Here is a 24,453-nt window from a genome sequence, read left to right as displayed (position 1 = left end):
GGTGCGATGACCGGGCGGGTGACGCTCGCGACCGTCGCCGCGCACGCGGGGGTCAGCGTCGCGACGGCTTCGCGGGCTCTCTCAGGCCGTGGAGATCTCGCACCGGCGACCCGGCGGCGCGTCCTCGCCTCGGCCCGCACGCTCGGCTTCGTGCGCGACCCCACCGCCGGCGGGCGACCGCCCGGCTCTGCGCGCCTGCTCGACCTCGTGCTCGGGTCGTTCCACAACTCCTACTCCGACGAGGTCACCGCCGGCGCACGCAGCGCTGCCGCAGCCGCCGGCTACGATCTGGTGCTCACCGAGGAGCGCGACTCCCCCGACGACGACTGGCCCATGCGCATCCGCCGGCGCGGGTCGGCGGGCGTCGTGCTGGGGCTCATCGCCCCCACCGCATCGCAGCTGGCGGCGCTGAGGGATGCCGAGATCCCGGTCGTGCTGATGGACCCCCAAGCCGAGACATCCCGGGGCCTGACCAGCGTGCGCACGACTGATCGCGAGGGCGGCGTCGCCGCTGCGGCGCATCTGGCGACGCGAGGCGCTACTCGGTTCGCGATCGTGGTCGGTCTGCCGGCGTACCGCTACGGACGCGCCAGGCTGGAGGGATTTCGCGCGGGGCTCGCGGTCGCACACCCCGACACGGAAGCAGTGGTCGTCCCGGCGGACTGGGGGGCGGCCGCCGCACGGGAGGGCCTGATTCCCCTCATGCGCGATCTGGCCGCGAGCGAGCGGCTGGGGGTGTTCGCCTGCTCCGATGAGATGGCGTCCGGAGCGTACGCCGCCGCGGCGGCCACGGGCCGGCGCATCCCCGACGACGTCCTCGTGGTGGGTTTCGACGACCTGCGCGGCGCGCGCTGGCTCACACCGCCGCTCACGACGGTGCGCCAGCCGATCCGCGAGATGGCCGCTGCCGCGGTCACCGCCCTCGCCGACGCGGCGGCCGGCGCGCCGCTGCCGCCGTCCCCGATCGTGCTGCCGACCCGCCTGATCGAGCGCGGCTCAGCCTGACGCCGGACGGACCGGTGGCCGCGGCATCCGAACCGGACGAACCGTCCCCCCACTGCCCGGGGGTCACGCGAGTAGCGTGGGAGCACGTCTGACGGAAGGCCAGCCATGTCGACAGCGACCGATCGCCCCACCCGCACCGAGCGCCCCGCGAGGAGTGACCGCTCCGCCAGGAGTGAAGCCGAGCTGCAGCAGATGGCCAAAGACCACCTGTGGATGCACTTCGCCCGACAGTCGGTGATGACCGAAGGGCCGGGCGTGCCCATCATCGTCAAGGGCGAGGGGCACCACATCTGGGACTCGCAGGGCAAGCGCTACATCGACGGGCTCGCGGGGCTCTTCGTCGTGGCTGCCGGACACGGCCGCAAGCGGCTCGCCCAGGTCGCGGCGAAGCAGGCGGAGGAGCTGGCGTTCTTCCCGATCTGGTCGTACGCGCACCCCGCCGCGATCGAGCTCGCCGATCGCCTGGCCGATTACGCACCGGGCGACCTCAACAAGGTCTTCTTCTCCACCGGCGGCGGCGAGGCCGTCGAGACCGCGTTCAAGCTCGCCAAGTACTACTGGAAGCTGCAGGGCCGGCCCACCAAGCACAAGGTGATCTCGCGAGCGGTCGCCTACCACGGCACGCCCCAGGGCGCCCTGGCGATCACCGGCATCCCGGCCATGAAGGAGATGTTCGAGCCGGTCACGCCGGGCGGATTCCGCGTGCCCAACACCAACTTCTACCGCGCGGCCGACATGGGGGCGCCGACCGGGAGTCTCGAGGAGTTCGGCGTGTGGGCCGCCGACCGCATCGAGGAGATGATCCAGTTCGAGGGTCCCGAGACGGTCGCAGCAGTCTTCCTCGAGCCGGTGCAGAACTCGGGCGGATGCTTCCCGCCGCCGCCGGGCTACTTCCAGCGTGTGCGCGAGATCTGCGACAAATACGACGTGCTGCTCGTGTCGGACGAGGTCATCTGCGCGTTCGGCCGCATCGGCCACATGTTCGCGTGCGACGCCTACGGCTACCAGCCCGACATGATCACCTTCGCGAAGGCCGTCACCAGCGGCTACTCGCCGCTGGGCGGCACGATCGTGTCAGACCGCATCTACGAGCCCTTCGCGCACGGCGACACCGCGTTCTACCACGGCTACACGTTCGGGGGTCACCCGGTCTCGGCCGCGGTCGCGCTCGAGAACCTCGACATCTTCGAGGAGGAGGGCCTGCCCGAGCACGTGCGAGAGAACTCCCCGATCTTCCGCCGGACCCTCGAGAAGCTCACCGACCTGCCGATCGTCGGGGACGTGCGCGGCGACGGCTACTTCTTCGGCATCGAGCTCGTGAAAGACAAGGCGACGAAAGAGACCTTCGACGACGACGAGTCCGAGCGGCTGCTGCGCGGCTTCCTGTCCAAAGCGCTCTTCGATGCCGGCCTGTACTGCCGCGCCGACGACCGCGGCGACCCCGTGATCCAGCTCGCACCCCCGCTCACGATCGGACCCGGCGAGTTCGACGAGATCGAGCAGATCCTGCGCGGCGTGCTCAGCGAGGCCTGGACGCGGCTCTGACTCCGCACCGGCCGGCGGGTCGGCCGGAGGCCGCTCTGGCCGATGGGTGAAAACCCGTGTTCGGGCGTTAGGGTTGGGCCGTGGGCACCATTTACTACGGCGGCTCTGCCATGCCGATCGAAATCGAGGACCGCGCGCTCGCGCACCTGAAAGTCGTCATCGCGACGAAGCTGCGTCGCGACGAGAGCTTCACCGTCTCGTGGCGCCATCCCGACGACCAGCCCCGCGGCCGGAGCACGATCTGGCTGCACCCTTCGATTCCGCTCCGCTTCGTGTTCGATAATCCCGAGCCGGCCGAGCTCAGCCGAGAGTGGGTCGAAGAGCTCGCCAACTCGGCCAACTCGACGGGCGGCATCATGCTCGTCGCGCATCACTTCGACACCGGCGAAGTGCACACGCTCCCCCGCGAGGGCGATGACGCGAACAGCGACGGTGGGTCTTCGGAGAGCGCCCATGTCTCACTCGGGGTCGTCGAGGTCGACCGGCTCGAGATCGACACGCTGAAGGTCTCGGGAGACGAGATCAACGGCGGTCAGCTCACGAGCGCCTGAACCCACCGGCCCGGGTTCGCGAACCGGCCCGCTTCTCGCGGGACTCGGCTCGCGGCAGGCTCAGCCGACCTCGGGTTCGCTCTCGTCAGCGGGTTCGGGCAGGATCGTCAGCCCGACGGGCCCGCTCGCGGCGAGCATGAGTTCTTCGATCCACCTCCGGTTGATGCGAGGCTGGCGGCTGCCGAAGAAGTGGAACTGCAGCGGCACCGCCGGTGCGATCCAGAAACTGCGCCGGCCGCTGCCGTCGCCGACCTCGAAATCGAACATGAAGGGCTCCGAACGACGGAGTTTGTTCATCATGACGATCCGAAGGTGTGCAAGGGTGCGGTCGTCGATGTCGATCGAATTGCCGCTCGTGTCGTAGATGAACCTGCCCATGCCAGGAGTTTAGTGGGCTGACCGCGGCTCGAATGCAGCAAGGAAGAGTGCTTTCGCGCGCGCCGCGACGGCGGGGCGCTCCGATGCCTCGGTCCGCGCCAGTTCGGTGGCCAGCATCCCGGCCGCCATCGTCACGTCAGCAGCCTCGATATGCGCGCCGATGCGCCCCGCCGAGCGGTCGCGATCGACGACCTGCCTCACCAGCGCGGCGAAGCGGGCTCCCAGCCGCGCCACTCGCGGGTCGCTCATGTCTGCCGTGATCAGCTCGATGAATGCCGTCGAGACGACCGCCTGCGACACGACCTGGTCCAGCAGGTCGCCGACGGTGCACTGGGACGGTGCGGCGTACTCCTCCAGGGCGCGCACGTTGTCTTCGAACACCGCGACCGCGAGGGCGGTGCGGTCGGGGAAGTGCCGGTACAGGCTTCCCTGCCCGACGCCGGCGCGTTTCGCGACGGCGCTGAACGGCGAGTTCAGCCCACCCTCGGCGTAGACCTCGCGCGCGGCGGTGATGAGCGCGCGGCGGTTCTCGGCGGCGGCGGCGGGGCCGCGGTTGGGGCGGGAGAGGTCGGCCCGGGGGGATGCGGTTCTGGGCACGGGTGTAGCCTATTACCGGACACAGTTGTCCGGTAGAAAGGACGCACCATGAACACCAGCATCCCGCCGCTGAACGGCGACTCCTCCATCGCGACCTGGCTCGACCACCCCGTCGGTGGTCAGATCCTCCGTGAGCTTCTTGCGCAGGGCGGGCAAAGCGCCGACGCCTTCGTCCCCATCCGCACGCTCCCCCTGAAGCGCCTCGTCGAGCTGAGCCGCGGCGCCTTCAGCCAGGAGACGCTCGACGAGGTCGTGCGCCGAGCCGCGGCGGGCGAGGTGCCCGAGGGTGCAGTGCCCGAGGGTGCAGCGGCCGCGACCGATGCACCGCCGGCGGCCACGGCATCCGTCCCCGCTGTTCCGCTGCGCGAGTGGACCGAGCGGATCGACCGGGGGCGCTTCACCGGACGCACCGTGATCGTCACCGGCGCCGGCTCCGGCATCGGACGAGCGACGGCGTCGCGCGTCGCGCGCGAGGGTGGCCGCGTCATCGCCGTCGACGTGAGCCAGGAGCGCCTCGACGATCTGATCGCAACCCATAGCGGAGCCGACATCGTGCCGCTCGTCGCCGACATCACCGACGACGCCGGCGTCGCGCGCATCGTGGAGGCCGCGGGCGCGACGATCGACGCGCTGGCGAACATCGCCGGGATCATGGACGACATGACGCCGGTGGCGGAGGTGACGGATGCCGTGTGGCAGCGGGTCTTCCGCGTCAATGTCGACGGCACCATGAAGTTGATGCGCGCCGTGATCCCCGCGATGCTCGCCCAGGGCGGCGGCTCGATCGTGAACACGGCCTCGGAGGCCGCGCTGCGGGGATCCGCCGCGGGCGTGGCCTACACCGCGTCGAAGCACGCCGTCGTGGGCCTGACGAAGTCGAGCGCCTTCATGTACGGGCCCAGCGGCATCCGCGTCAACGCCGTGGCTCCGGGCCCCACCATCACGAACATCGAGGCGTCGTTCGCCTCTGCCCTCGGCGCCGAACGCGTGCGCACGGCGATGGCCGTGATGTCGCCGCCCGTCGACGCCGACGCGCTCGCCGCCTCGATCACCTTCCTGCTCAGTGATGACGGCGTCAACGTCAACGGCGTCGTCCTGGCGAGCGACGGCGGCTGGTCCGTCGCCTGACCCCCTCCCCTTCCGCCTTCCCTCTGCTCCCCCCTCCCCTTCCCTCCTCACTCTGGCTCGCCGCGACCATGTCGGTTTCGCACCGAGCATGTCCCTTGTGCCGCGACCATGTCGGTTTCGCACCGAGCATGTCTCACATGGTCGGTGCGAAACCCACATGGTCGGCGTGAGACCCCCATGCTCGGCGAAGAAGGGACATGGTCGCGGAAACCGCGACGGGGGCGAGGGGGCGTTGGGGGTGGGGGCGTTGGGGGCGAGGTGCGTCGGAGGTGGGGGTGGGGGCGGGTCAGAGGCGGGCGAGGGCCTCGTCGAGATCGGCGATGAGGTCGGCGGCGGTCTCGATCCCGACCGAGAGGCGCACCACCTCGGGCGGGACGGCCAGCTCGGTGCCACGCACCGAGGCGTGGGTCATCTCGTCGGGGTAGTTCATGAGGGATTCGACGCCGCCCAGCGACTCCGCCAGCTGGAACAGGTGCGTCGACTCGGCGAAGCGGCGGGCGGATGCCGCATCCGCGAGCGCGACCGACACGATCCCGCCGAACCCGCTCATCTGCGCAGCCGCGAGCTCATGTCCGGGGTGCGACACGAGTCCCGGATAGTACACGCGTGCGACGGCGGAGTGCCCTTCGAGGAAGGATGCCACGGCCTGCGCGTTCTCGCTGTGCCGCTGCATGCGCAGGGCGAGTGTCTTGATGCCGCGCGTGGTGAGCCACGCATCGAGCGGGCCTGACACCGCCCCGACGGCGAACTGCAGGAACTTCGTCTGGGCGTACAGCTCGTCGTCGTTGAGCACGAGCGCACCGCCGACGACGTCGGAGTGTCCGCCGAGGTACTTCGTCGTCGAGTGCACGACGACGTCGGCGCCCAGCGCGAGAGGTCGCTGCAGGGCGGGCGACGCGAACGTGTTGTCGACCACCACGAGCGCGCCGGCGTCGTGTCCGAGGCGTGCGAGTCCGGCGATATCCGTGATGCGCAGCAGCGGATTGCTGGGCGTCTCGACCCACACGATCTGCGCCGGGCGCAGCTCGAGCGCCGCACGAACGGCATCGAGATCGCTCATGTCGACGACGCGCACCCCGATCCCCCAGCCGCCGAGGACTCGTGCGATGAGACGGTAGGTTCCGCCGTAGACGTCGTTGCCGAGCAGCACCTCGTCGCCGGGCTTCAACACTGCGCGAAGCAGGGCGTCTTCGGCCGCGAGGCCCGATGCGAACGACAGCGCATGGGCGCCTCCCTCGAGCGCGGCGAGCTGCGACTCGAGCGCAGTGCGTGTCGGGTTGCCGCTGCGGCCGTACTCGTACCCCTCGCGGAGCCCGCCGATGCCGTCCTGCGCGTAGGTCGTCGAGAAGTGCACGGGCGGGATGACCGCACCCGTCGTGGGGTCGAACGCCTGACCGGCGTGCACGGCGCGGGTCTCGAAGCCGCGGCCGGTCGTGGACTCACTCATGCGTCGTCTCCTTTGTGGGGGGTTGCGCTGTGGCCGGAGCCGCCGAGCTCAGGCGTTTCGTCTCGCTCGTTCCTCGCTTGCTCGACGACCGGGAGATCGAAGCCGTGGTCACTCATCCACGCGTCGTCGTACAAGCGGTCGAGGTAGCCCCGGCCGTGGTCGGGCAGCAGCACCACGACGATCGCGTCCGCGGGCAGGTCGCGCGCCTCACGCAGCGCGGCGACGACGGCCATGCCGCTCGAGCCACCGACGAGCAGCCCCTCCTCGCGCGCGAGGCGGCGGGTCATCTCGAACGACTCGGCGTCGGGGATGCGGTGGATGTGGTCGGGCACCGACGGGTCGTACGATCCTGGCCAGAAGTCCTCGCCGACGCCCTCGACGAGGTAGCCGTGGATCGGCCCGCCGGAGTAGATCGACCCCTCCGGGTCGGCGCCGATCACGCGCACGCCGCCGCCAGACACCTCGTGCAGATAGCGGCCGGTGCCGGTGATCGTGCCGCCGGTGCCGATGCCGGCCACGAAGTGCGTCACGCGGCCGTCGGTGTCGCGCCAGATCTCGGGACCGGTCGTCTCGTAGTGGCTGAGCGGCCCGTTCGGGTTGGCGAACTGGTCGGGCTTGAAGGCGCCCGGGATCTCGCGCACCAGCCGGTCCGAGACGCTGTAGTACGAGCGCGGGTCCTCGGGCGGCACGCTCGTATCGGTGACGACCACCTCCGCGCCGTACGCCCGCAGGACGTCGACCTTGGTGCCTTCGAACTTGTCGGGCACCACGAAGATCATGCGGTAGCCGCGCTCGATCGCGACAAGCGCCAGGCCCACGCCGGTGTTGCCGCTGGTCGGCTCGACGATGGTGCCTCCGGGCTTGAGCAGCCCGTCGCGCTCGGCCGCGTCGATGATGCGGCGGGCGATGCGGTCCTTGGCCGATCCGCCGGGATTGAAGTACTCGACCTTGGCGAGCACCGTCGCGGCAATGCCGTCGGTGACGCGGGTCAGCTGGACGAGAGGGGTGTTGCCGACGAGGTCGGCCACGCTCTTGGCGTAACGCACAGATGAGTCCTGACGTGTTGCCGCGCTCGTGCGCGGGTGGATCTGACGGGGGTCGCGAGAAGGAGGTGAAGCGGAGGCTTCAACAGCAGGAGCGACAACACCGACAGGTCAACACGCGGGCAAGTCTAGACGGGCGCGCGCGTGAGGTCGAGAACGGATGCCGCGACCTTCCGCAGGTCAACCGGCCTTCCACAGGACGTAGACGCGTGAAAACCTCCTGTAGAGGCGCGGTTGACCTGTGGGCGACGTCGGTCGACAGGAGGTTCCGGCCGCAGCCTCACGTCACCCGCACGGGATGCTGCTCACGCGCGTCGCCGACGCACGGCGGGCAATCGTCGCGGACCGACGCGCAGGTGCCGCCGACCCGCGCGTGCCGACGCGCAGGTGCCGGCGGGACGCGCGCAGGTGCCGCGGAACTCGCGCTCGGGCACGAACCAGCGGCGGCCGAGGTGGCAATCGGGCAGCTCTGCATTCGCGAGCCTGCGGTGCAGCGACGTCGAGCTCAGCCCGGCGATCCGCGCCGCCGCGACCTGCAGAGCTCAGCCCGGCGATCCGCGCCGCCGCGACCTGCAGAGTTCAGCCCCGCAGGGCGAGTGCGAAGGGCAGGACAGCGGATGCCCCGGCCCGGCGCAGCTCGCGGGCCGCCACAGCCAGCGTCCACCGACTGTCGACCACATCGTCGACCAGGAACACCGGCCCCTCGGGCAGCGCGAGCTCGGCGGCGGTCAGGCGCCCCCACACCCCGGCGAGGCGGAAAGCGCTGTTTCCGCCCGGCTGCCCCGTCGGGCCCCCGTCGACGAGGTCCAGCGCACCGAGATACGGCAGGCGCCCCACCCCCGAGATGCCGCGGGCGAGCGAGTCCACCAGCAGCGGGCGCGATCGGGACGGCATCGCGACCACCGCGACCGGTCGCTCGGCCCATCCCCACTCAGCGAGCACGCGCACGCACGCCGACAGCAGGTTGGGCGGGACGGCCTGGTCGGGCGCGCCGGCCGCGAACAGCTCGCGCAGCGTGCCGCCCCAGCCGAGGTCGGTCAGGCGGGCGAGCGCCCGTCCTTCGACCGCCTGCTCCTCCGCCGCGATGCGGCCTTTGACGGGCACACCGAGACGGTCCGCACCCGTGGGCCACTGCCGCCGCGGCTCGATCGCGACGCCGACGCGATCGAGAGCCGTGGCCGCGGCATCCGTCGCCTCCGCACCCAGCGCCGACGGATACCAGGCCGCCGCGCAGTTGTCGCACCGGCCGCACGGGGCGGCGGAGTCGTCGTCGAGCGAGCGCTGCAGGAACTCCATGCGGCACGCCGATGTCTCTTCGTACTCGATCATGTGCTGCTGCTCGGCGACCCGCTCGGCCGCGATACGGCGATAGCGCTCGTCGTCGTAGACCCACGGCGAGCCCGTCGCGATCCAGCCGCCCTGCACGCGGGCGACCGCGCCGTCGACGTCGAGCACCTTCAGCAGCAGCTCGAGCGGTGTACGCCGGATGTCGACCGTCGCCTCGAGCGCCGGCGTCGACATCGGGCCGGACGACGCCGAGAGTGCCGTGAGAACCCGCTCGGCACGGTCGCGGTCGGGCATCGACGCCGTCGCGAAGTAGTGCCAGATGTCGCGGTCTTCGGCGCCGGGGAGAAGCAGGACGTCGGCGGATGCCGTGGCCCGGCCGGCGCGACCCACCTGCTGGTAGTACGACACCGGCGACGACGGCGCCCCGAGATGCACGACGAAGCCGAGGTCGGGCTTGTCGAACCCCATGCCCAGGGCGCTCGTGGCGACGAGAGCCTTGACGCGGTTGCCCTTCAGCAGCGCCTCGGACTCCTCGCGCTCGTCGGTGTCGGTCTGCCCGGTGTAGGCGCGGACGTCGTAGCCGTGGTCCCGCAGCAGTCGCGCGGTGTCGTTCGCCGCCGCGACGGTCAGCGTGTAGATGATGCCCGAGCCCGGGAGTTCGCGCAGATGGCTGAGCAGCCACGCCAGCCGGCTCGGAGCGTTCGGAAGGCGCAGCACCCCCAGTCGCAGTGACGTGCGCGCGAGCGGGCCGCGGATGGTCAGCACGTCCGCACCCCCGGCGCCCAGCTGCTCCGCGACATCGGCGACGACGCGGCTGTTGGCCGTGGCCGTCGTCGCGAGCACGGGCACACCCTCCGGCATCCGCCCGATCAGATCGCGCAGCCGCCGGTAGTCCGGCCGGAAATCGTGGCCCCAGTCGCTGATGCAGTGCGCCTCGTCGACCACGAGCAGCCCGATGCGCGGAACCAGCTGCGGCAGCTGCTCGTCTCGGAAAGACGGGTTGTTGAGCCGTTCGGGCGAGACCAGCAGCACATCGACCTCGTCGGCGTCGAGCTGCGCGAGCACGTCGCGCCACTCGTGCGCGTTGGTGGAGTTGATGGCCACCGCCCGCACACCGGCCCGCGCGGCGGCGGCGATCTGGTCGCGCATGAGCGCCAGGAGAGGCGACACCAGCACGGTCGGACCGGCGCCGCGCCGACGCAGCAGCAGCGTCGCCACGAAATAAACCGCGGACTTTCCCCACCCGGTGCGCTGCACGACCAGCGCGCGGCGCCGCTCATCGACGAGGGCTTCTATCGCCTCGAACTGACCGTCGTGGAAGTCGGCGTCTTCGCGACCCACGAGCGCTCGGAGAACTTCGAGGGCCTCGGTTCGGGTCGTGGTCACGGCTGTCACGACCTCCACCCTGCCTCATCCCCCGGACAAGGGGTGACCGATGCACGCATTCGTGCATGCCTGGCCCTCAGCGGCAGGTTCCCCGGAACCTGGGGAGGAGCCCGTGTTAGCGTGATCGGGTCGAGAGGGGGTGCGCGTGATCGAGTCGATCGGCCTCATGCTGCGCCTCCTGGTCGAGGTCGTCGCGGCCGTACTCCGGCCCGCCGCCGAGGTCGTCGCGACCGCGGCCGCCCCCGGAGCCGGTCTCCTCACGGTGGCTGCGGCTACCGCCGCTGCCGCCGCGCTCGCGGCGATGGCGCTCCTGGCCGTCGCGCTGACGCTCGTCGTCGCACCGGCCGGTTCGAGCGCCGCGGCGGCGCACCCGCGACGGGCGATCGCCGACTTCACCCGCCTGACCGAGAGTCACCCGGATGCCCCGGGTCACTCCCGTCCGCGGGCACCGGGAGCCGCGGCCTCGGCCGCGTAGCCCGACCCCACGTCGTCCCCGCTCGTGCGAGCGCGGGATCCGCCGTGTCCGCCGGTGCCGTCGTGGCCATACGCCACGACCCGCCACCGACGAACGGACACCTCCTTGGACCTCTACGCCTTCCCCCCTGTCGCCGCGATCCTCGACGCGGCCTACGCCGGGCTCATGAGCCTGGCCTCGCTGCTCGAACCTCTCGCGGGATCGGCCGCGGCCGCGGCATCCGTCATCCTGCTGACCCTCCTGGTGCGCGCCGCCCTCATCCCGGCGGGGGTGGCGCAGGCGAAAGCGGAGCAGACGCGCAGCCGCCTCGCGCCGAAGCTGAAGGCGCTGCAGCAGCGCCACAAGCGTGATCGCGAGCGCCTGCAGCGCGAGACCATGAAGCTCTACGCCGACGAGAAGGCCTCGCCGCTGGCCGGCTGCCTGCCGATGCTGACGCAGGCTCCGGTGATCGCGATCGTCTACACGCTGTTCCTGCGCGCGTCGATCGCGGGGCACGCGAACGCCCTGCTCACCGAGCAGCTTCTCGGCGTGCCGTTGGGCGCGAGCCTGGTCGGCGTCATCGCCGCCGGCGCACCGACAGCGGCCACGCTGGCGGTGTTCGCCGGGGTCCTCGCCGTGATCGTCGTCGTGGCCGAGATCACGCGGCGTGCGTTCCGGCCCCCGATCGACGACGCACCGGATGCCTCGCCTCTGGCGGGCGCGGGCATGGCCCGAGTCGCCGGAGCCCTGCAGTTCACGACCGCGGTGTTCGCGATGTTCGTGCCGCTCGCCGCCGCCCTCTACCTCGCGACGACGGTCGCCTGGACGCTGGCGCAGCGGGTCGTGCTGCGCCGGATCTATCCCCTTGCTCGGGCGTGATGGGCGGCGCGCCGCGTGCACAGGATCGGAGCTTCTGCCCGCCACGCCGGCGGTCCCGGGCCGCAGCCGGCGTGTCGGCTCCGACCTCCGATTCTGTGCACGGATGACCGGCGGCCGTGGGCCCGTGCGCGAGGATGGACGGATGCGCAGCCTCCAATCCCTGACGGCCGACGGCCTCGCGTTCGTCGCGGATCGGCACCTCGCGACCCTGTCGACGATGCGGCGCGACGGGTCGATCCACGTCGTCGCGGTCGGGTTCACCGTCCACGACGGCATCGTGCGCGTGATCACGTCGGGCGAGAGCCAGAAGGTGCGCAATGTCGAGCGGGACGCACGGGCCACCGTGGCGCAGGTCGCCGGCGCCCGCTGGCTGAGCATCGCCGGACACGCCACGATCCAGCGCGATCCCGAGGCGGTCGCCCACGCCGAGGCGCTCTACACAATGCGCTACCGCCCGCCCCGCGTGAATCCGCGGCGCGTCGTGATCCGGATCGAGCCGACGCACGTCATGGGCTCGGCGGGCCTGCTTTCCTGACCACGGCCTCCGAATCGCGCACGTGGCACCGATTCGGGGCGGTCGGCGGCAAAGTGAGCGGCTCCAACCGGGCGGGACTCTCGCGCCGCTGTCAAGCACGTTCCGCCCGCAGACCGCTCCTGCGAGAGTCTTCTCAGTGACGCTGACGGACGGAGGGCACGGGTGGAACCGACGTTCGGGATCGAGGAGGAGTTCGTGCTGCTCGATCCGCACACCCTCACCGCGGTGGATCGGGCACCGGAGGCCATCGCGGCGCTGAGCGGTGCGCGAGGGGCGGTCGGCAAGGAGTTCTTCCCGTCGCAGATCGAGTTCGCCTCGCCGGTGTTCGCGTCGGCGACAGAAGCGCTGGATGCTGTGTGGGGATTCCGGCGGTCGCTGGCGGCGTGGGCCGGGGCGGAGGGGCTCGTCGCCGCCGGCACGGGCACACCGTTCCGCACCGTGCCGCGCCCCGAGGTCAGCGCCGACATCCGCTACGCGCACATCGCGGCCGACATCGCGGGGGTCACCCCGGATCATCAGATCAACGGACTGCACGTGCACGTCGGCATCCCCGACGCCGAGTCGGGCGTGCGCGCGTCGAACACGCTGCGCGTGTGGCTGCCGACCCTCCTCGCTCTGTCGTCGAACTCGCCGTACTGGCACGGCGAAGACACCGGGTTCGAGAGCTGGCGTGCGATCCACAGCCGTCGCTGGACCACCTACGGCGCTCCGCCCTTCTTCCGCGATGCCGCCGAGCATGAGGCCGCGCGACGGGCGCTGCGGGGCATCGGTGCGACGTCCGATCCGGGCACGATCAACTGGAACGTGCGGCTGTCGGCCCGCTATCCGACGGTCGAGGTGCGCGTGTTCGATGCACAGCTCGATCCCCGCTCGAGCGTTGCACTGGCCGCGATCACGCGTGCCCTCGTTGCATCCGCCGATCTCCCGACGGCTCCCGAGACCCGTCATCGGCTCTCCGCGGCGATGGATCTGACGGATGCCGCGCTCTGGCACGCTGCGCGGTTCGGGGTGAGCGCCACACTCGTCCACCCGTTCTCGGGGCGAGTGGTTCCCGCGCGCGAGGTGGTGCGTGCGCTCGACGAACGCATCCGCCCGCACCTTGCCGATCGCGCGGAAGGGGAGCTTGTCGACGAGTTCGTGCGGAGGACGATCCGCGACGGTCCCGGCGCCACGCGTCAGCGGCGTGCCGGCACCGCCGGGCTCGGACGGCTCGCCATGTTGTATCGCCAGGAGCTCGCCGGCGCGGGAAGTTCCACCGGGCTTTCAGCCTGACGTGTCGCCGGGAGCCGCCAACAGCAGCTCGAGGAGAGCGAGCGCGGCATCTTGCGGCGCGTCGGGGTCGAGCAGCCACTGGGTCTGCAGGCCGTCGGATGCCGCGATCACCAGCGCCGCGACCGCCAGGGCGTCGACGTCGGCGCGGATGCGGCCGGAGCGCTGGTTGCGCCGGACGCGCTCGGCGAGCTCGGCTCGATTGTGTGAGAAGCGCTCCGTCGCGAACTCCCGCGCTGCCGGATGCCCTTCTTCGAGCGCCGTGGCCACGAGGGTCGAGTACAACTGCACCAGCCCCTGAACCTCGCGATTGGACTCGGTCCACCCGCGCATCAGCTCTATGGGCGTCACTTCCGGATCGTCGTGTTCAGGGATTCTGCCGCGGCGCTCGGACTCGCGATACACCGCGACGAGCAGCTCCTCGAGAGAGCCGAAGTAGTGACGGAGCGCGGCATGGGTGACGCCGACCTCCTCGGCGATGGCGCGCAGGCTGGTCCGGTCAGAGCCGCGGCGCGCGAAGACCTCGATGGCGCGATCGAGGATCTCCTGCCTGCGCGCGACGCCCTTCGCGTAGGACCCCCGCGGGGGTGAGGCGGGCTCGTCAGACATGACGGCCATCCTACCCACGCAAAACCTCCACATGGAGGTTTTGCGTGCTACGGTGGCCGGGCGGGGCGAAACGCCACGCGTCATCGACGACCACGAAGGAGCGCGACCGATGCCGGTCCAGACATCCATCCAGCTGTTCACCGTCAATGCGGCACTCGAGGCCGACCTCGACGCGACACTCGCCGCCGTCGCCGCTCGCGGGTTCACGGCGGTGGAGCCGTACGACTTCGTACGTCGTGCCGAGCCGCTCGCGGCCGCCCTTCGCGCTCACGGGCTGGTCGCTCCGACCGGTCACGCATTCCTGGCCTCGACTTCGTTCGTCAATCCGGACGGCAGTGGAACCACCGTCCCCGTGCCAGCACCCGACGTCGTCTTCGACGCCGCCGAGACGCTCGGCATGACGACGGTGATCGACCCCTACACCGCGCCGGCACGGTGGGAGCAGGTCGCGCAGATCGAAGAGACCGCCCGGCTGCTCAACGCCGCCGCCGAGATCGGGGCCGGCCGCGGCATCCGTGTCGGCTACCACAATCACGCGCACGAGCTCGAAGCGACCTTCGACGGCAAGACGGGTCTCGAGGTGCTCGCCGATCTGCTCGATCCGCGCGTCGTGCTCGAGGTCGACCTGTACTGGGTCGCGCGCGCGGGTGTCGACCCGGTGTCGCTGCTGCGCACGCTCGGCGACCGCGTGATCGCCGTGCACGTCAAGGACGGCACCCTCGACCCCGAGGCGATCGCCGCGTATCCCCCAGCCGACCAGGTGCCCGCCGGGCAGGGTGTCGTGCCGCTGCGCGAGGCGCTGGCTGCGGCATCCGCCCTCGAAGTCGCCATCGTCGAGTTCGACCACTTCCCCGGCGACCTCTACAACGCGATCGAGCAGAGCCGCATGTTCTTGGACGGGCTCAGCCTCGACGGCGACAAGGCGGCCGCCTGATGGGCGCCCCGATCGGAGTCGGCCTCATCGGCGCCGGCAACATCAGCGACCAGTACCTGCGGAACCTCACGACCTTCCCCGACGTGCGCGTGCTCGCGGTCGGCGACCTGCTCGAGGACCGTGCCCGCGCGCAGGCGGCCAAGTACGACGTGCCGCGCGCCGGTGGTGTCGACGTCGTGCTCGACGACCCCGACATCGACATCGTCGTGAACCTCACGATCCCGGCGGTGCACGTCGAGGTGTCCGAGGCGATCCTCGCCGCCGGCAAGCACGTGTGGACCGAGAAGCCGATCGGCATCGACCGTGAGGAGTCGCAGCGCCTGCTGTCGAAGGCGGATGCCGCCGGCCTGCGCGTCGGCGTCGCGCCCGACACCGTCCTCGGCCCCGGAGTGCAGACCGCCAAGCGCGCCATCGCACGCGGCGACATCGGGCGGCCGCTCTTCGCCCAGACGACGTTCCAGTGGCAGGGACCGGAGATCTTCCACCCGAACCCGGCGTTCCTGTACGCCAAGGGCGGCGGACCGCTGCTGGACATGGGCCCGTACTACGTCTCGGCGCTCGTGCACGTGTTCGGTCCGGTCGCCGCCGTTGCGGCACTGGGCCTTCAGGGCACGCCGAGCCGCCGCGTGCAGGTCGGTGAGCTGATCGGCCAGGAGTTCCCGGTGGAGATCCCGTCGACGCTGTCGGTGCTCATGGACTTCGAGCAGGGTGGGCAGGCGCAGAGCCTCTACAGCACCGACTCGCCGCTGTACCGCCACGGCATCGTCGAGATCACCGGCACGGAGGGCACCCTCGTGATCCCCGACCCGAACACCTTCGGCGGGCCCATCACCATCACCAGGCCGCTGAAGAAGATGGTCGTGCCGCCCGAGCCGGTCGTGCAGGACGTGTTCGAGGTGCCGCAGGAGGGCGTGCTCGTCGGGCGTGGTCTGGGTGTGCTCGACATGGCGCGCTCGATCCGCGACGGCCGCCCGCATGTGGCCACCGGCGACTTCGGCTACCACGTGCTCGACACGCTGCTCGCGATCGAGGAAGCCGCCGAGACGCGCACCTTCGTGAGCGTCGAGAGCACCGTCGACGAGGTCGGGGCGCTCACCGCCGATTTCGACCCGCACGCCGCGACCCTCTGACGCCAGGATCCGGTTTTCGTGCGGCGCAGGCCGGGCGACCCGCGGCCCGGCGGCTCGGCGGTCCCGCGGTCCGGCCGCCCGCGTCAGTCTCCGGGCTGCGCGAGGGCGGCTCGGGCCGCCTCGACCGCCTCCGGCGCCGCGGCGTACCCGTGCTCGGCGGCCGGGAAGACCCCCGCGCGCACCTCGCGCGCGTAAGCGGCGACGCCGTCCACCATCGCCTCGCCGATGGCGGCATAGCGCTTCACGAAGGCCGCGGTCTTGCCCTCGGTGATGCCGAGCAGGTCGTGCATCACGAGCACCTGTCCGTCGGCGGGGCCCGCGCCGATGCCGATCACCGGGATCCGCAGCTCGGGCAGCACCACGTCCACGACCTCGGCGGGCACCGCCTCGATCACGAGCAGGCTCGCCCCGGCGTCCTGCACGGCCAGCGCCTCGCGTACGAGCCGCTGCGCCGACTCGGTCGTGCGGCCCTGCGCCCGCATCCCGCCGAGCGCCGTCGCCGTCTGCGGCGTGAGCCCGATGTGGGCGACCACCGGGATGCCGGCGGCGACCACCGCCCGGATGCGCGAGAGCCGCGACGGTCCGCCGCCCTCGAGCTTGACGGCATCCGCCCCCGCTTCTTTGACGAAGCGCACCGCGGTCGTGACCGCCTGCTCGTCCGAGACCTCGGTCGAACCGAACGGCACATCGCACACGACGAACGCCGACCGCACACCGCGACGCACCGCCGCGGCGAGCACGAGCATCTCGGCGACGGTGACGGCGACCGTCGAGTCGTGGCCGAGCACGACCTGCGCGCCGGAGTCGCCGACCAGGACCATGTCGACCTCGGCCCGGTCCGCGACGCGCGCCGTCGGAAAGTCGTAGGCCGTGACCATGACGATCGGCTCGCGGGCAGCCTTCATCTCGGCGAGCTGCCGGAGGGTGACCTGTGGACGCATCATGAACCTCCGGGGGTGAGAAGCGTGTTGTCGATCAGGCGCGTGCGCCCGACGCGGGCGGCGATCGCCACGAGCGCCTGGCCGTCGACGGCCGTGATCGGCTCGAACGTCTCGGGGTCGACGATCGCGATGTACTCGAGCTCGATGAGAGCTTCGGCCAGGACGTCCAGGGCCCGGCTGCGCAAGACCTCGGGATCCCGGATGCCGGAGGCCGAGGCATCCGTCACCTCCTGCAGCGCGCGGGGAATGGCGAGAGCCCGCGCACGCTCGTCGGCACCGAGCCGCGCGTTGCGGCTGGAGCGGGCCAGGCCGTCGTCGTCGCGCGACGTGGGGCACACCACGAGCTGCACCGGGATGTTCAGGTCGGCGACCAGCCGTCGCAGCACCCCCACCTGCTGCGCGTCCTTCGCGCCGAAGTAGGCGGCGTCGGGCAGCACCGCGAGCAGGAGCTTGGTGACGATCGTGGCGACACCGTCGAAGTGTGCGCGGCCGCGCTGCGCGCCCTCGAGCGTCTCGGCGATCGGACCGGTGATGCTCACCGTCGTGGCGAAGCCGGCGGGGTACATCTCGGCGGCCGACGGGGCGAAGACCACATCTACGCCTTCGGCCGCCGCCAGGGCGAGGTCGGCCTCTTCCGTGCGGGGATAGGCCGCGAGGTCGGCCTGCTCGTCGAACTGCGTCGGATTGACGAAGATCGACATCACGACGGTGTCGCTGTCGGCGCGGGCGGCGCGCAGCAGCGACGCGTGGCCCTCGTGCAGCGCGCCCATCGTGGCGACGAATCCGATGCGGCCGTCGCGCGACTCGCGCAAGGCGGAGCGCAGCTCGGCGACGGTGCGGACGACGATCACGAGGCGACCTCTCGCCCGCCGGCGAGCGCACGCGTGGCGTCGGTCAACGCGTCGAACAGCGCCACGCGCTCCGGCAGCCGCTCGGCCACGGCTGCGCGCTGGCGGGCGACGGTGTCGTCGTCACCGCGCGCGATCGGCCCGGTGAGCGCGTGCGCGGGACCATGGTCGCTCCAGTTCTGCACGGTGGCGCGAACCAGTGGCACAAGGGCGTCGCGATCGACGCCGGCCGTCGCGGCGAGTTCTTCGGCGAACGCCTCGAGCGTCACGAGGAAGTTCGACGCGATCGAAGCCGCCGCGTGATAGGCGGCGCGGTCGGCTTCGTCGACCCGGAAGGGGTGCATGCCCAGCGTGGTCGCGAGCGCTTCAGCCGTGGCCAGGGCACGTGGCGTCGCTCCGGCGATCGCGGCGGGGACATTCGAGAACGAGGCCTGCGGTCCCGTGATCGCGAGGAGCGGATGGATGCTGAACGCCTCGTGCGGAGCGAGCGGGTCGAGCGGCGTGGCTCCCGAGAAGTGCCCCACCAGAGGCCCCGGCGCCAGGGCCGCGGCAGCCGCACGGATCTCGGCATCCGGCACGGCCAGCAGCACGATCGAGGCATCGCGCGCCGTCGCACCGCGACCCAGCGGACCCTGCACCTCGGCGCCGGCAGCCTGCAGCGCGGCGGTGATCGCGCCGCCGACCCGGCCGGCGCCGACGACCGCGATCGACCCGTCGAGCACGCGACGTGCCGGGGCGAGGGGACGGTCGGGCATCGTCGTCGCCTCCCGTCGTACGCGGCCCGGCTGGACCACGTACAAAAATACCCCGCGCTCGGGGCGCGGGGTCACGGCATCTCCTGCCACTACCAGGATAACGGCACAGGGGGGCCTTGCGGCAAGGGCCCCTCGGGGGCGCATACTTGTCGGTCGCGACGCGTCACCGTCGCACCTGCGCCCGGGAGTCGATGCCATGAACCCTGCCCTCATCAGTCCTTTCCAGCTTCCTGCCCGTCTCGCCGCCAAGGGCGATCCCGCACTGATCGCCGACGACGAGCTGCACTTCGCCGCCGTCTCCGAGAGCCTCGAGCGTTCGATCGCCGAGCTCTCCGACCGCCTCGAGACCGTGCGCCGGCTGCCCGGCGGCGGTGGGCAGGCGGCCCTCGAACGCGACCTCGAGATCCACCGGTTGTCGGGCCGGCTGCGGGCACTGCGCCGTTTCACCCTCGACGCGTGCCTCGGCCGCATCGTGCCCGCCGATGGCGAGCCGGTCTACATCGGCCGATTCGGGCTCACGGACACGGCGGGCCGTCGCCTGCTCGTGGACTGGCGCACGCCCGCGGCCGAGCCCTTCTTCGGCGCGACGCATGCTCGGCCCATGGGGCTGATCAGCCGGCGGCGCTACCGATGGACCGGCGGGCGGGTCACCGACTACTGGGACGAGGTCTTCACCCCCGAAGGGCTGGAGCACGACGCCGTCCCCCACGCCGCGCTCGATGACCAGTCCGCCTTCATCGCGAGCCTCGGCGCGAGCCGATCCCCACACATGCGGGATGTACTCGGCACCATCCAGGCCGACCAGGACGCCATCATCCGCGCCGGGTCACGCGGCGCCCTCGTCGTCGACGGCGGTCCGGGAACCGGCAAGACCGTCGTCGCGCTGCACCGGGCGGCCTACCTCGTGTACTCCGACCCCCACTTGGGTGAAGGCCGCGGCGGTGTGCTCTTCGTCGGCCCGAGCCCCGCCTATCTGTCGTACGTGGCCGACGTGCTGCCGAGCCTCGGCGAGGAGAGCGTGCAGACGTGCACGCTGCGCGACCTCGTCGCCGAGGGCGGTGCGGCGGCAGCCGAGCCCGACGCCGAGGTGGCGCTGCTCAAGGCCGACGCCCGCCTCGTCGATGCGATCGAGCCCGCTGTCGGGCTGTACGAGGAACCGCCGGTCAAGGGCCTTCTCGTCGAGACGCCGTGGGCCGACCTGTGGCTGAGCCCGGACGACTGGGCGGAAGCGTTCGACTCCCCCGAACCCGGGACGCCGCACAACGAGGCGCGCGACCAGGTGTGGGAGACGGTGCTCGACATCCTCGGCGACCAGGTCGACGTCGAGGAGGTGCCGCTGCACCAGCTGCGTCGAGCACTCGCGCGCCATGAGCAGCTCGTCTCCACCTTCAACCGGGCGTGGCCGCTGGTGGAGGCATCCGTCGTCGTCTCAGACCTCTGGTCGGTGCCGGCCTACCTGCGCCGGTGCGCTCCGTGGCTGTCGGCAGAACAGGTCCAGAGCCTGCAGCGACCCGCGGACTCGCCGTGGACCACCGCGGACCTGCCGCTCCTCGACGCCGCGCGGCGCCGGCTGGGCAACCCGGCGGAATCCCGGCGGCGCCGCGAACGCGAAGCCACCCTCGCGACCGAGCGCGAGTACATGGGCCAGGTGATCGAGCGCCTCAAGGAGTCAGGCGACGAGCTGCTGCAGTGGATGGACGGCGACGACCTGCGCAACAGCCTCGTCGACGAAGCGGTGCTGCCCAGCGCCGACCCCGACCAGCTGGCCGGCCCCTTCGCCCACGTGATCGTCGACGAGGCGCAGGAGCTGACCGATGCGGAATGGCGGATGCTGCTGGCCCGGTGCCCGTCGCGCAGCTTCACGATCGTCGGCGACCGGGCGCAGGCGCGGCACGGCTTCGGTGAGACGTGGCAGGAGCGTCTCGAGCACGCCGGCCTGACGGACGTGTCGCTCGCATCGCTCACGATCAACTACCGCACGCCCAGCGAGGTGATGGCCGAGGCCGAGCCGGTGATCCGGGCCGCGATCCCCGACGCCAACGTGCCGACGTCGGTGCGATCGAGCGGCGTTCCGGTCTTGCACGCGCCGACCGTGGAGCGGGACGCGATCCTCGACGAGTGGCTCGCTGCGCACGGCGAGGGCATCGCGTGCGTCATCGGCGACGCGACGTTCGACGGGCGCGAGAGGGTGCGATCGCTGACACCGGAGCTTGCGAAGGGGCTCGAGTTCGACCTCGTCGTTCTGGTCGAACCCGAGCGGTTCGGTTCCGGCATCGAGGGCGCGGTCGACCGGTACGTCGCCATGACGCGTGCAACCCAGCGGCTGGTGGTGCTGCATGGGCCGCGGGATCGCTAGCGCGTCCGCGGCGAGGAGACAACCCCAAGTCGGATCGCGCCGGGAGGGCGTAGACCTGTACCTGTGAAACGGGTCATCTATGCGGGAAGCGACTTTCTGACAGGCGACGCCATCGCTGCGGCGTTGCTGCGGTACAGCGAAGCGCTGGCCGGGGTAGGGCAGGCCGAGACGATCGTGGTTCCCGCTCTCGGGGAGAACGGCGAAGAGTCGAAGGTGCTGGTCCTCGTCGGACCGGCCAGTCAGATCATGGCGCAGGATGTCGACACGGAGCCCGCCGATCTGGTGGTCCCCGGGGCCGTGGAAGATCTCGAGGCGAAGATCCGCGCCTTGACGCCGCACGCCGTCATCGCCGACGAGTGGCCCGACCAGCCGACCTGGACCGACACCACGACAGACGTCATCTGAATGGCTTGCAAGCTCGCTCCCGTGTAGGACGATCTGCCTTGCGGCATCGATCCCTCGGCGCCTTCGGCTGAACCTGCGCCGTCACGCCCCCTGCGGCATCGCGTAGGCGATGTGCACCTTCGAGATGTCGCCCTCGAACGCGAACGGCATCTTGTCGACGTACGCACGCGAGACGGCGCCGCCGTAGGCCCGGCCGATGTCGAGGCAGTCGTTGGCCGAGAACAGCAGCGGCGCGCTCACGGGGACGACCCCCGAGCCGACCTCCTTCCCGTTGACGCGCAGCGTCACGCTGAGCGGCCCGCCGGGCCGGGGCTCGACATAGGCGGTCTCGACCTCGATCGTCGCGTCGCCCGCGCGCAATGGTTCGGATGCCGCGATCGTGGTGCGCTGCACGAGGAACAGGTTGTACTCGTATGTGAGCACCCCGTCGACGATGAAGCAGGTCAGGCCGCCGCCGGCCCCGCCGAGCTTGTAGAGCACGCCGTTCGCGTTCTCGGGCACGGTGGCGTTGATCGTCACGACGTTGGGCTTGTTCCCCAGAGCGGGCGCGCAGAACTCGGGTACGCGCACGGTGTCGCCGCCCATCTCCCACTGCGTGTACGGCACCGCGATGCGGTACTCCGGGTGATAGACGGGCACCCACAGCCCCGCGCCGACCGGGAGCACCTCGTTCTTGGCGGCTTCGATCGCGAAGAGTTCCTTCAGGTCGGCGAGCTTCTGCGGATTCTCGGCTGCGAGGTCATGCGCCTGGCTCCAGTCCTCGTCGAGGTGGTAGAGCTCCCACACGTCGTGGTCGGGCGTCCACGTTGCGATGCCGGGAGGCGCCCCGGGCACCCAGGGGAGGCGAGGCCCGGTCGACGAGGCGATCCAGCCGTCCGAGTAGATCGAGCGGCTCGCCATGATCTCGAAGTACTGCGTGCGGTGACGTCCCTCGGCGGACGGATCGTCCACCGCATACGCGAGGCTCGTACCGTCGATCGGATCCTGGTGGATGCCGTTCACGCTCTCGGGGTGCGAGATCCCGAGCACCTCGTAGATCGTCGGCACGAGGTCGATGACATGGTGGAACTGCGTGCGTGGTTTCATTTCGGGCGCGATGCGCTCCGGCCAGCGCATGAACATCGGGTTGCGCGTCCCGCCCAGGTGGGAGGCCATGAGCTTCATGCCCTGGTACGGCGTCGAGCCCGCCCACGCCCACCCGGCGTGGTACTGGTTGTCGGTCGCGGGGGTGCCCAGCGCGTCGAGCCCGCCGAGCTCCTCGAGGGCCGCCAAGTGCTGCTCGATCGTGGTGGGGATCATGTTCTGAGCGAGCAGCTCGCTGATCGTGCCGTTCTGACCCTCGCCCGATGAGCCGTTGTCGCCCCAGATGTAGACGACGAGCGTGTTGTCGGCGTAGCCCAGCTCTTCCAGGGTGTCGACGAGACGCCCCGCCTGCACGTCCGCGTGCTCGCCGAAGCCGGCGCACACCTCCATGAGCCGGGCTTGGAACGGCTTCTGGTCGTCGGGGATGTCGTCCCAGCCCTGCAGGTTGTCAGGTCGCGGCGTCAGCACGGCGCTGTCGGGAACCCAGCCCGCCGCTTTCGCGCCCTCCAGCGCGCGCTCCCGATAGACGTCCCAGCCGTCGTCGAAGGCGCCCTTGTACTTGTCGGACCACTCCTTCATGATGTGGTGCGGCCCGTGGATGGCGCCGGTGGCCCAGTACATGAAGAACGGCTTGTCGGGCGAGAGCGCCTTGTGGTTGCGCAGCCACCCGATCGCGTCGTCGGCGATGTCCTCGCTCAGGTGGTAGCCCTCTTCGGGCGTCTTGGGCGGGAGCACGCTCGTCGTGTTGCGCACGAGGTTGGGTTCGTACTGCGACGCCTCGCCCGCGAGGAAGCCGTAGAAGTACTCGAAGCCGTAGCCGGTCGGCCACCGGTCGAACGGACCGGCCACCGTCGTCTCCTCTGCAGGAGTGTTGTGCCACTTGCCCCACGCGCCCGTCGAGTAGCCGTAGTTGCGCAGCACCTCCGCGACCGTGGCACTGCTCTTCGGGATATGTCCCGAGTACCCGTCCCAATCGTTGGCGAGCTCCGCGATCTGGCCGTTCCCGACCCGGTGGTGGTTGCGACCGGTCAGCAGCGCCGCTCGCGTCGGCGAGCACATCGCCGTGGTGTGGAACCGGTTGAACCCGATGCCTTCTTCGCGGATACGGCCGAGCGTGGGGGTGTTGACCGCCCCGCCGAGCGGTGCCGGCAGCGCCGGACCGGCGTCATCGATGAGGATGACGAGGATGTTGGGGGCGTCCTCACCGAGGTGACTCTGCGGGGGCAGAGGCGAGTACGTCGATTCGGCGAGAGTCCGGCCCGCGATGCTGCCCGAGGCCTTGGGTGGAAAGGGGAGCGTCCTGGCGGGCGGGAGCGGTGCCCCCACGATCGAGGTGCGCGCGTCATCCGTCATGTCGTTCCCCTTCGTCGCCGGGCAGTCGCCGGTCAGCCGGCTCGCCGTCTGGTCGCAACCCTAGCGACGGCCCGGCACGCATCGCATCATCTGAAATACGTGAAGCGAGCCGCCGGATCATGCGATCTGCATGGTGCGCACACACACCGGGGGCTGTGGACTGGACGGCACGCGAGCAGAGTCGAAGAGGAGGCAGCGGTGGACGACATCGACCGGCTCCGGCTCTACTGCGTCGACGCACCGGAGCTCGCGGCGGATGCCGGGGCCCTCTGGCACGACGCGCTCGATCCGCGCACCGCGGCGCTGGTCCGCATCGGGGCGCTCATCGCGGCCGCGGCGCCGGCCGCATCCATGCGGTCCGCCGTCGAGGACGCCGTTTCGGCGGGTGTGTCACTGCGCGAGATCGTGGCGGTGCTCGACGGCATGGTCGAGCTGGTCGGGCTGCCGCGCACGGTGGCCGCGGCACCGCGGATCGCCGCGGCCCTCGGCCATGCCGACGACCTGATCCCGGATGCTTGAGGCCGAGAGGTTCGCG

Annotated in this window: 22 protein-coding genes and 1 pseudogene; 13 read left to right on the top strand and 10 right to left on the bottom strand. The window is 71.1% G+C overall.

Annotated features, from left to right (window positions below; genetic code table 11):
* Positions 1-6 precede the first annotated feature (6 nt).
* The 3 genes and pseudogenes from K0817_RS15355 to K0817_RS15345 form a co-directional block, all read left to right on the top strand.
* The gene (locus K0817_RS15355) at positions 7-1,005 is read left to right on the top strand and encodes a LacI family DNA-binding transcriptional regulator (RefSeq protein WP_219982505.1); all 999 of its coding nucleotides are present in this window, start codon (positions 7-9) and stop codon (positions 1,003-1,005) included.
* 105 nt (positions 1,006-1,110) lie between these two features.
* On the top strand, positions 1,111-2,550 hold the full coding sequence (locus K0817_RS15350) for an aspartate aminotransferase family protein (protein WP_219982503.1): 1,440 nt from the start codon (positions 1,111-1,113) through the stop codon (positions 2,548-2,550).
* Between the two features lie 80 nt (positions 2,551-2,630).
* Positions 2,631-2,930 (top strand): annotated as a pseudogene (locus K0817_RS15345) (hypothetical protein); the annotation flags it as partial.
* Positions 2,931-3,161: 231 nt separating this feature from the next.
* On the opposite strand, the gene K0817_RS15340 reads toward K0817_RS15345, so the two are convergent.
* Both K0817_RS15340 and K0817_RS15335 read right to left on the bottom strand, forming a co-directional pair.
* Positions 3,162-3,479, bottom strand: a complete 318-nt coding sequence (locus tag K0817_RS15340; RefSeq protein ID WP_219982502.1) for an ATP-dependent DNA ligase — start codon at positions 3,477-3,479, stop codon at positions 3,162-3,164.
* Positions 3,480-3,488: 9 nt separating this feature from the next.
* Positions 3,489-4,076 carry a TetR/AcrR family transcriptional regulator gene (locus K0817_RS15335; protein WP_219982501.1) on the bottom strand — a complete coding sequence of 196 codons (588 nt, stop codon included), beginning with the start codon at positions 4,074-4,076 and terminating at the stop codon, positions 3,489-3,491.
* Between the two features lie 48 nt (positions 4,077-4,124).
* On the opposite strand from K0817_RS15335, the gene K0817_RS15330 reads away from it, so the two are divergent.
* Positions 4,125-5,204 carry an SDR family NAD(P)-dependent oxidoreductase gene (locus K0817_RS15330; protein ID WP_219982500.1) on the top strand — a complete coding sequence of 360 codons (1,080 nt, stop codon included), beginning with the start codon at positions 4,125-4,127 and terminating at the stop codon, positions 5,202-5,204.
* A 286-nt stretch (positions 5,205-5,490) separates the two neighbouring features.
* On the opposite strand, the gene K0817_RS15325 is transcribed toward K0817_RS15330, so the two are convergent.
* The 3 genes from K0817_RS15325 to K0817_RS15315 form a co-directional block, all read right to left on the bottom strand.
* Positions 5,491-6,651 (bottom strand): cystathionine gamma-synthase, encoded by a 1,161-nt coding sequence (locus tag K0817_RS15325; RefSeq protein ID WP_219982499.1) that lies wholly within the window; start codon positions 6,649-6,651, stop codon positions 5,491-5,493.
* The gene (locus tag K0817_RS15320; protein WP_253735430.1) at positions 6,648-7,697 is read right to left on the bottom strand and encodes a pyridoxal-phosphate dependent enzyme; all 1,050 of its coding nucleotides are present in this window, start codon (positions 7,695-7,697) and stop codon (positions 6,648-6,650) included. The genes K0817_RS15325 and K0817_RS15320 overlap by 4 nt, the downstream gene beginning before the upstream one ends.
* A gap of 576 nt (positions 7,698-8,273) precedes the next feature.
* On the bottom strand, positions 8,274-10,376 hold the full coding sequence (locus K0817_RS15315) for a RecQ family ATP-dependent DNA helicase (protein WP_219982498.1): 2,103 nt from the start codon (positions 10,374-10,376) through the stop codon (positions 8,274-8,276).
* Positions 10,377-10,512: 136 nt separating this feature from the next.
* On the opposite strand from K0817_RS15315, the gene K0817_RS15310 reads away from it, so the two are divergent.
* From K0817_RS15310 to K0817_RS15295, 4 genes are all read left to right on the top strand, one after another.
* Complete coding sequence (locus tag K0817_RS15310) at positions 10,513-10,842, top strand: DUF6412 domain-containing protein (RefSeq protein ID WP_253735429.1); 330 nt, start codon at positions 10,513-10,515, stop codon at positions 10,840-10,842.
* Positions 10,843-10,947: 105 nt separating this feature from the next.
* Complete coding sequence (locus K0817_RS15305; protein WP_219982497.1) at positions 10,948-11,700, top strand: YidC/Oxa1 family membrane protein insertase; 753 nt, start codon at positions 10,948-10,950, stop codon at positions 11,698-11,700.
* Between the two features lie 142 nt (positions 11,701-11,842).
* Positions 11,843-12,235: a PPOX class F420-dependent oxidoreductase gene (locus K0817_RS15300; RefSeq protein ID WP_219982496.1), complete on the top strand. Its 393-nt coding sequence runs from the start codon at positions 11,843-11,845 to the stop codon at positions 12,233-12,235.
* Positions 12,236-12,397: 162 nt separating this feature from the next.
* Positions 12,398-13,507 carry a YbdK family carboxylate-amine ligase gene (locus K0817_RS15295; RefSeq protein ID WP_219982495.1) on the top strand — a complete coding sequence of 370 codons (1,110 nt, stop codon included), beginning with the start codon at positions 12,398-12,400 and terminating at the stop codon, positions 13,505-13,507.
* Here the strand turns inward: K0817_RS15295 and K0817_RS15290 are convergent.
* The gene (locus K0817_RS15290) at positions 13,499-14,122 is read right to left on the bottom strand and encodes a TetR/AcrR family transcriptional regulator (RefSeq protein WP_219982493.1); all 624 of its coding nucleotides are present in this window, start codon (positions 14,120-14,122) and stop codon (positions 13,499-13,501) included. The genes K0817_RS15295 and K0817_RS15290 overlap by 9 nt on opposite strands.
* A 100-nt stretch (positions 14,123-14,222) precedes the next feature.
* Here K0817_RS15290 and K0817_RS15285 point away from each other — a divergent pair, with 100 nt between their 5' ends.
* Both K0817_RS15285 and K0817_RS15280 read left to right on the top strand, forming a co-directional pair.
* Positions 14,223-15,047 carry a sugar phosphate isomerase/epimerase gene (locus K0817_RS15285; RefSeq protein WP_219982492.1) on the top strand — a complete coding sequence of 275 codons (825 nt, stop codon included), beginning with the start codon at positions 14,223-14,225 and terminating at the stop codon, positions 15,045-15,047.
* Entirely contained in the window at positions 15,047-16,177 is a 1,131-nt protein-coding gene (locus tag K0817_RS15280) for a Gfo/Idh/MocA family protein (RefSeq protein ID WP_219982491.1), read from the top strand. The genes K0817_RS15285 and K0817_RS15280 overlap by 1 nt, the downstream gene beginning before the upstream one ends.
* Before the next feature lie 83 nt (positions 16,178-16,260).
* Here K0817_RS15280 and panB read toward each other — a convergent pair whose 3' ends face one another.
* The 3 genes from panB to K0817_RS15265 are packed head-to-tail and all read right to left on the bottom strand — an operon-like array spanning position 16,261 to position 18,721.
* The gene (gene panB / locus K0817_RS15275; RefSeq protein WP_219982490.1) at positions 16,261-17,121 is read right to left on the bottom strand and encodes a 3-methyl-2-oxobutanoate hydroxymethyltransferase; all 861 of its coding nucleotides are present in this window, start codon (positions 17,119-17,121) and stop codon (positions 16,261-16,263) included.
* On the bottom strand, positions 17,118-17,969 hold the full coding sequence (panC, locus tag K0817_RS15270; protein WP_219982489.1) for a pantoate--beta-alanine ligase: 852 nt from the start codon (positions 17,967-17,969) through the stop codon (positions 17,118-17,120). Before panC ends, panB begins: the two co-directional genes overlap by 4 nt.
* Positions 17,966-18,721 (bottom strand): Rossmann-like and DUF2520 domain-containing protein, encoded by a 756-nt coding sequence (locus K0817_RS15265; RefSeq protein ID WP_219982487.1) that lies wholly within the window; start codon positions 18,719-18,721, stop codon positions 17,966-17,968. Before K0817_RS15265 ends, panC begins: the two co-directional genes overlap by 4 nt.
* A 196-nt stretch (positions 18,722-18,917) precedes the next feature.
* On the opposite strand from K0817_RS15265, the gene helR reads away from it, so the two are divergent.
* Together helR and K0817_RS15255 are read left to right on the top strand one after the other, a co-directional pair.
* The gene (gene helR, locus K0817_RS15260; RefSeq protein WP_219982486.1) at positions 18,918-21,077 is read left to right on the top strand and encodes an RNA polymerase recycling motor ATPase HelR; all 2,160 of its coding nucleotides are present in this window, start codon (positions 18,918-18,920) and stop codon (positions 21,075-21,077) included.
* 63 nt (positions 21,078-21,140) lie between these two features.
* A complete protein-coding gene (locus K0817_RS15255; protein WP_219982485.1) occupies positions 21,141-21,482 on the top strand; it encodes a hypothetical protein in 342 nt (113 codons plus the stop codon).
* A gap of 81 nt (positions 21,483-21,563) precedes the next feature.
* Here K0817_RS15255 and K0817_RS15250 read toward each other — a convergent pair whose 3' ends face one another.
* Entirely contained in the window at positions 21,564-23,918 is a 2,355-nt protein-coding gene (locus K0817_RS15250; protein ID WP_219982484.1) for an arylsulfatase, read from the bottom strand.
* Positions 23,919-24,116: 198 nt separating this feature from the next.
* Here K0817_RS15250 and K0817_RS15245 point away from each other — a divergent pair, with 198 nt between their 5' ends.
* Positions 24,117-24,437, top strand: a complete 321-nt coding sequence (locus K0817_RS15245; protein ID WP_219982483.1) for a carboxymuconolactone decarboxylase family protein — start codon at positions 24,117-24,119, stop codon at positions 24,435-24,437.
* Positions 24,438-24,453: the final 16 nt, after the last annotated feature.

The sequence above is a fragment of the Microbacterium sp. HD4P20 genome, from assembly GCF_019449275.2.
Taxonomy (GTDB): Bacteria; Actinomycetota; Actinomycetes; order Actinomycetales; family Microbacteriaceae; genus Microbacterium.
Note: the sequence above shows the minus strand (reverse complement) of the source record. Positions and strands in the feature narration are given on the sequence as shown.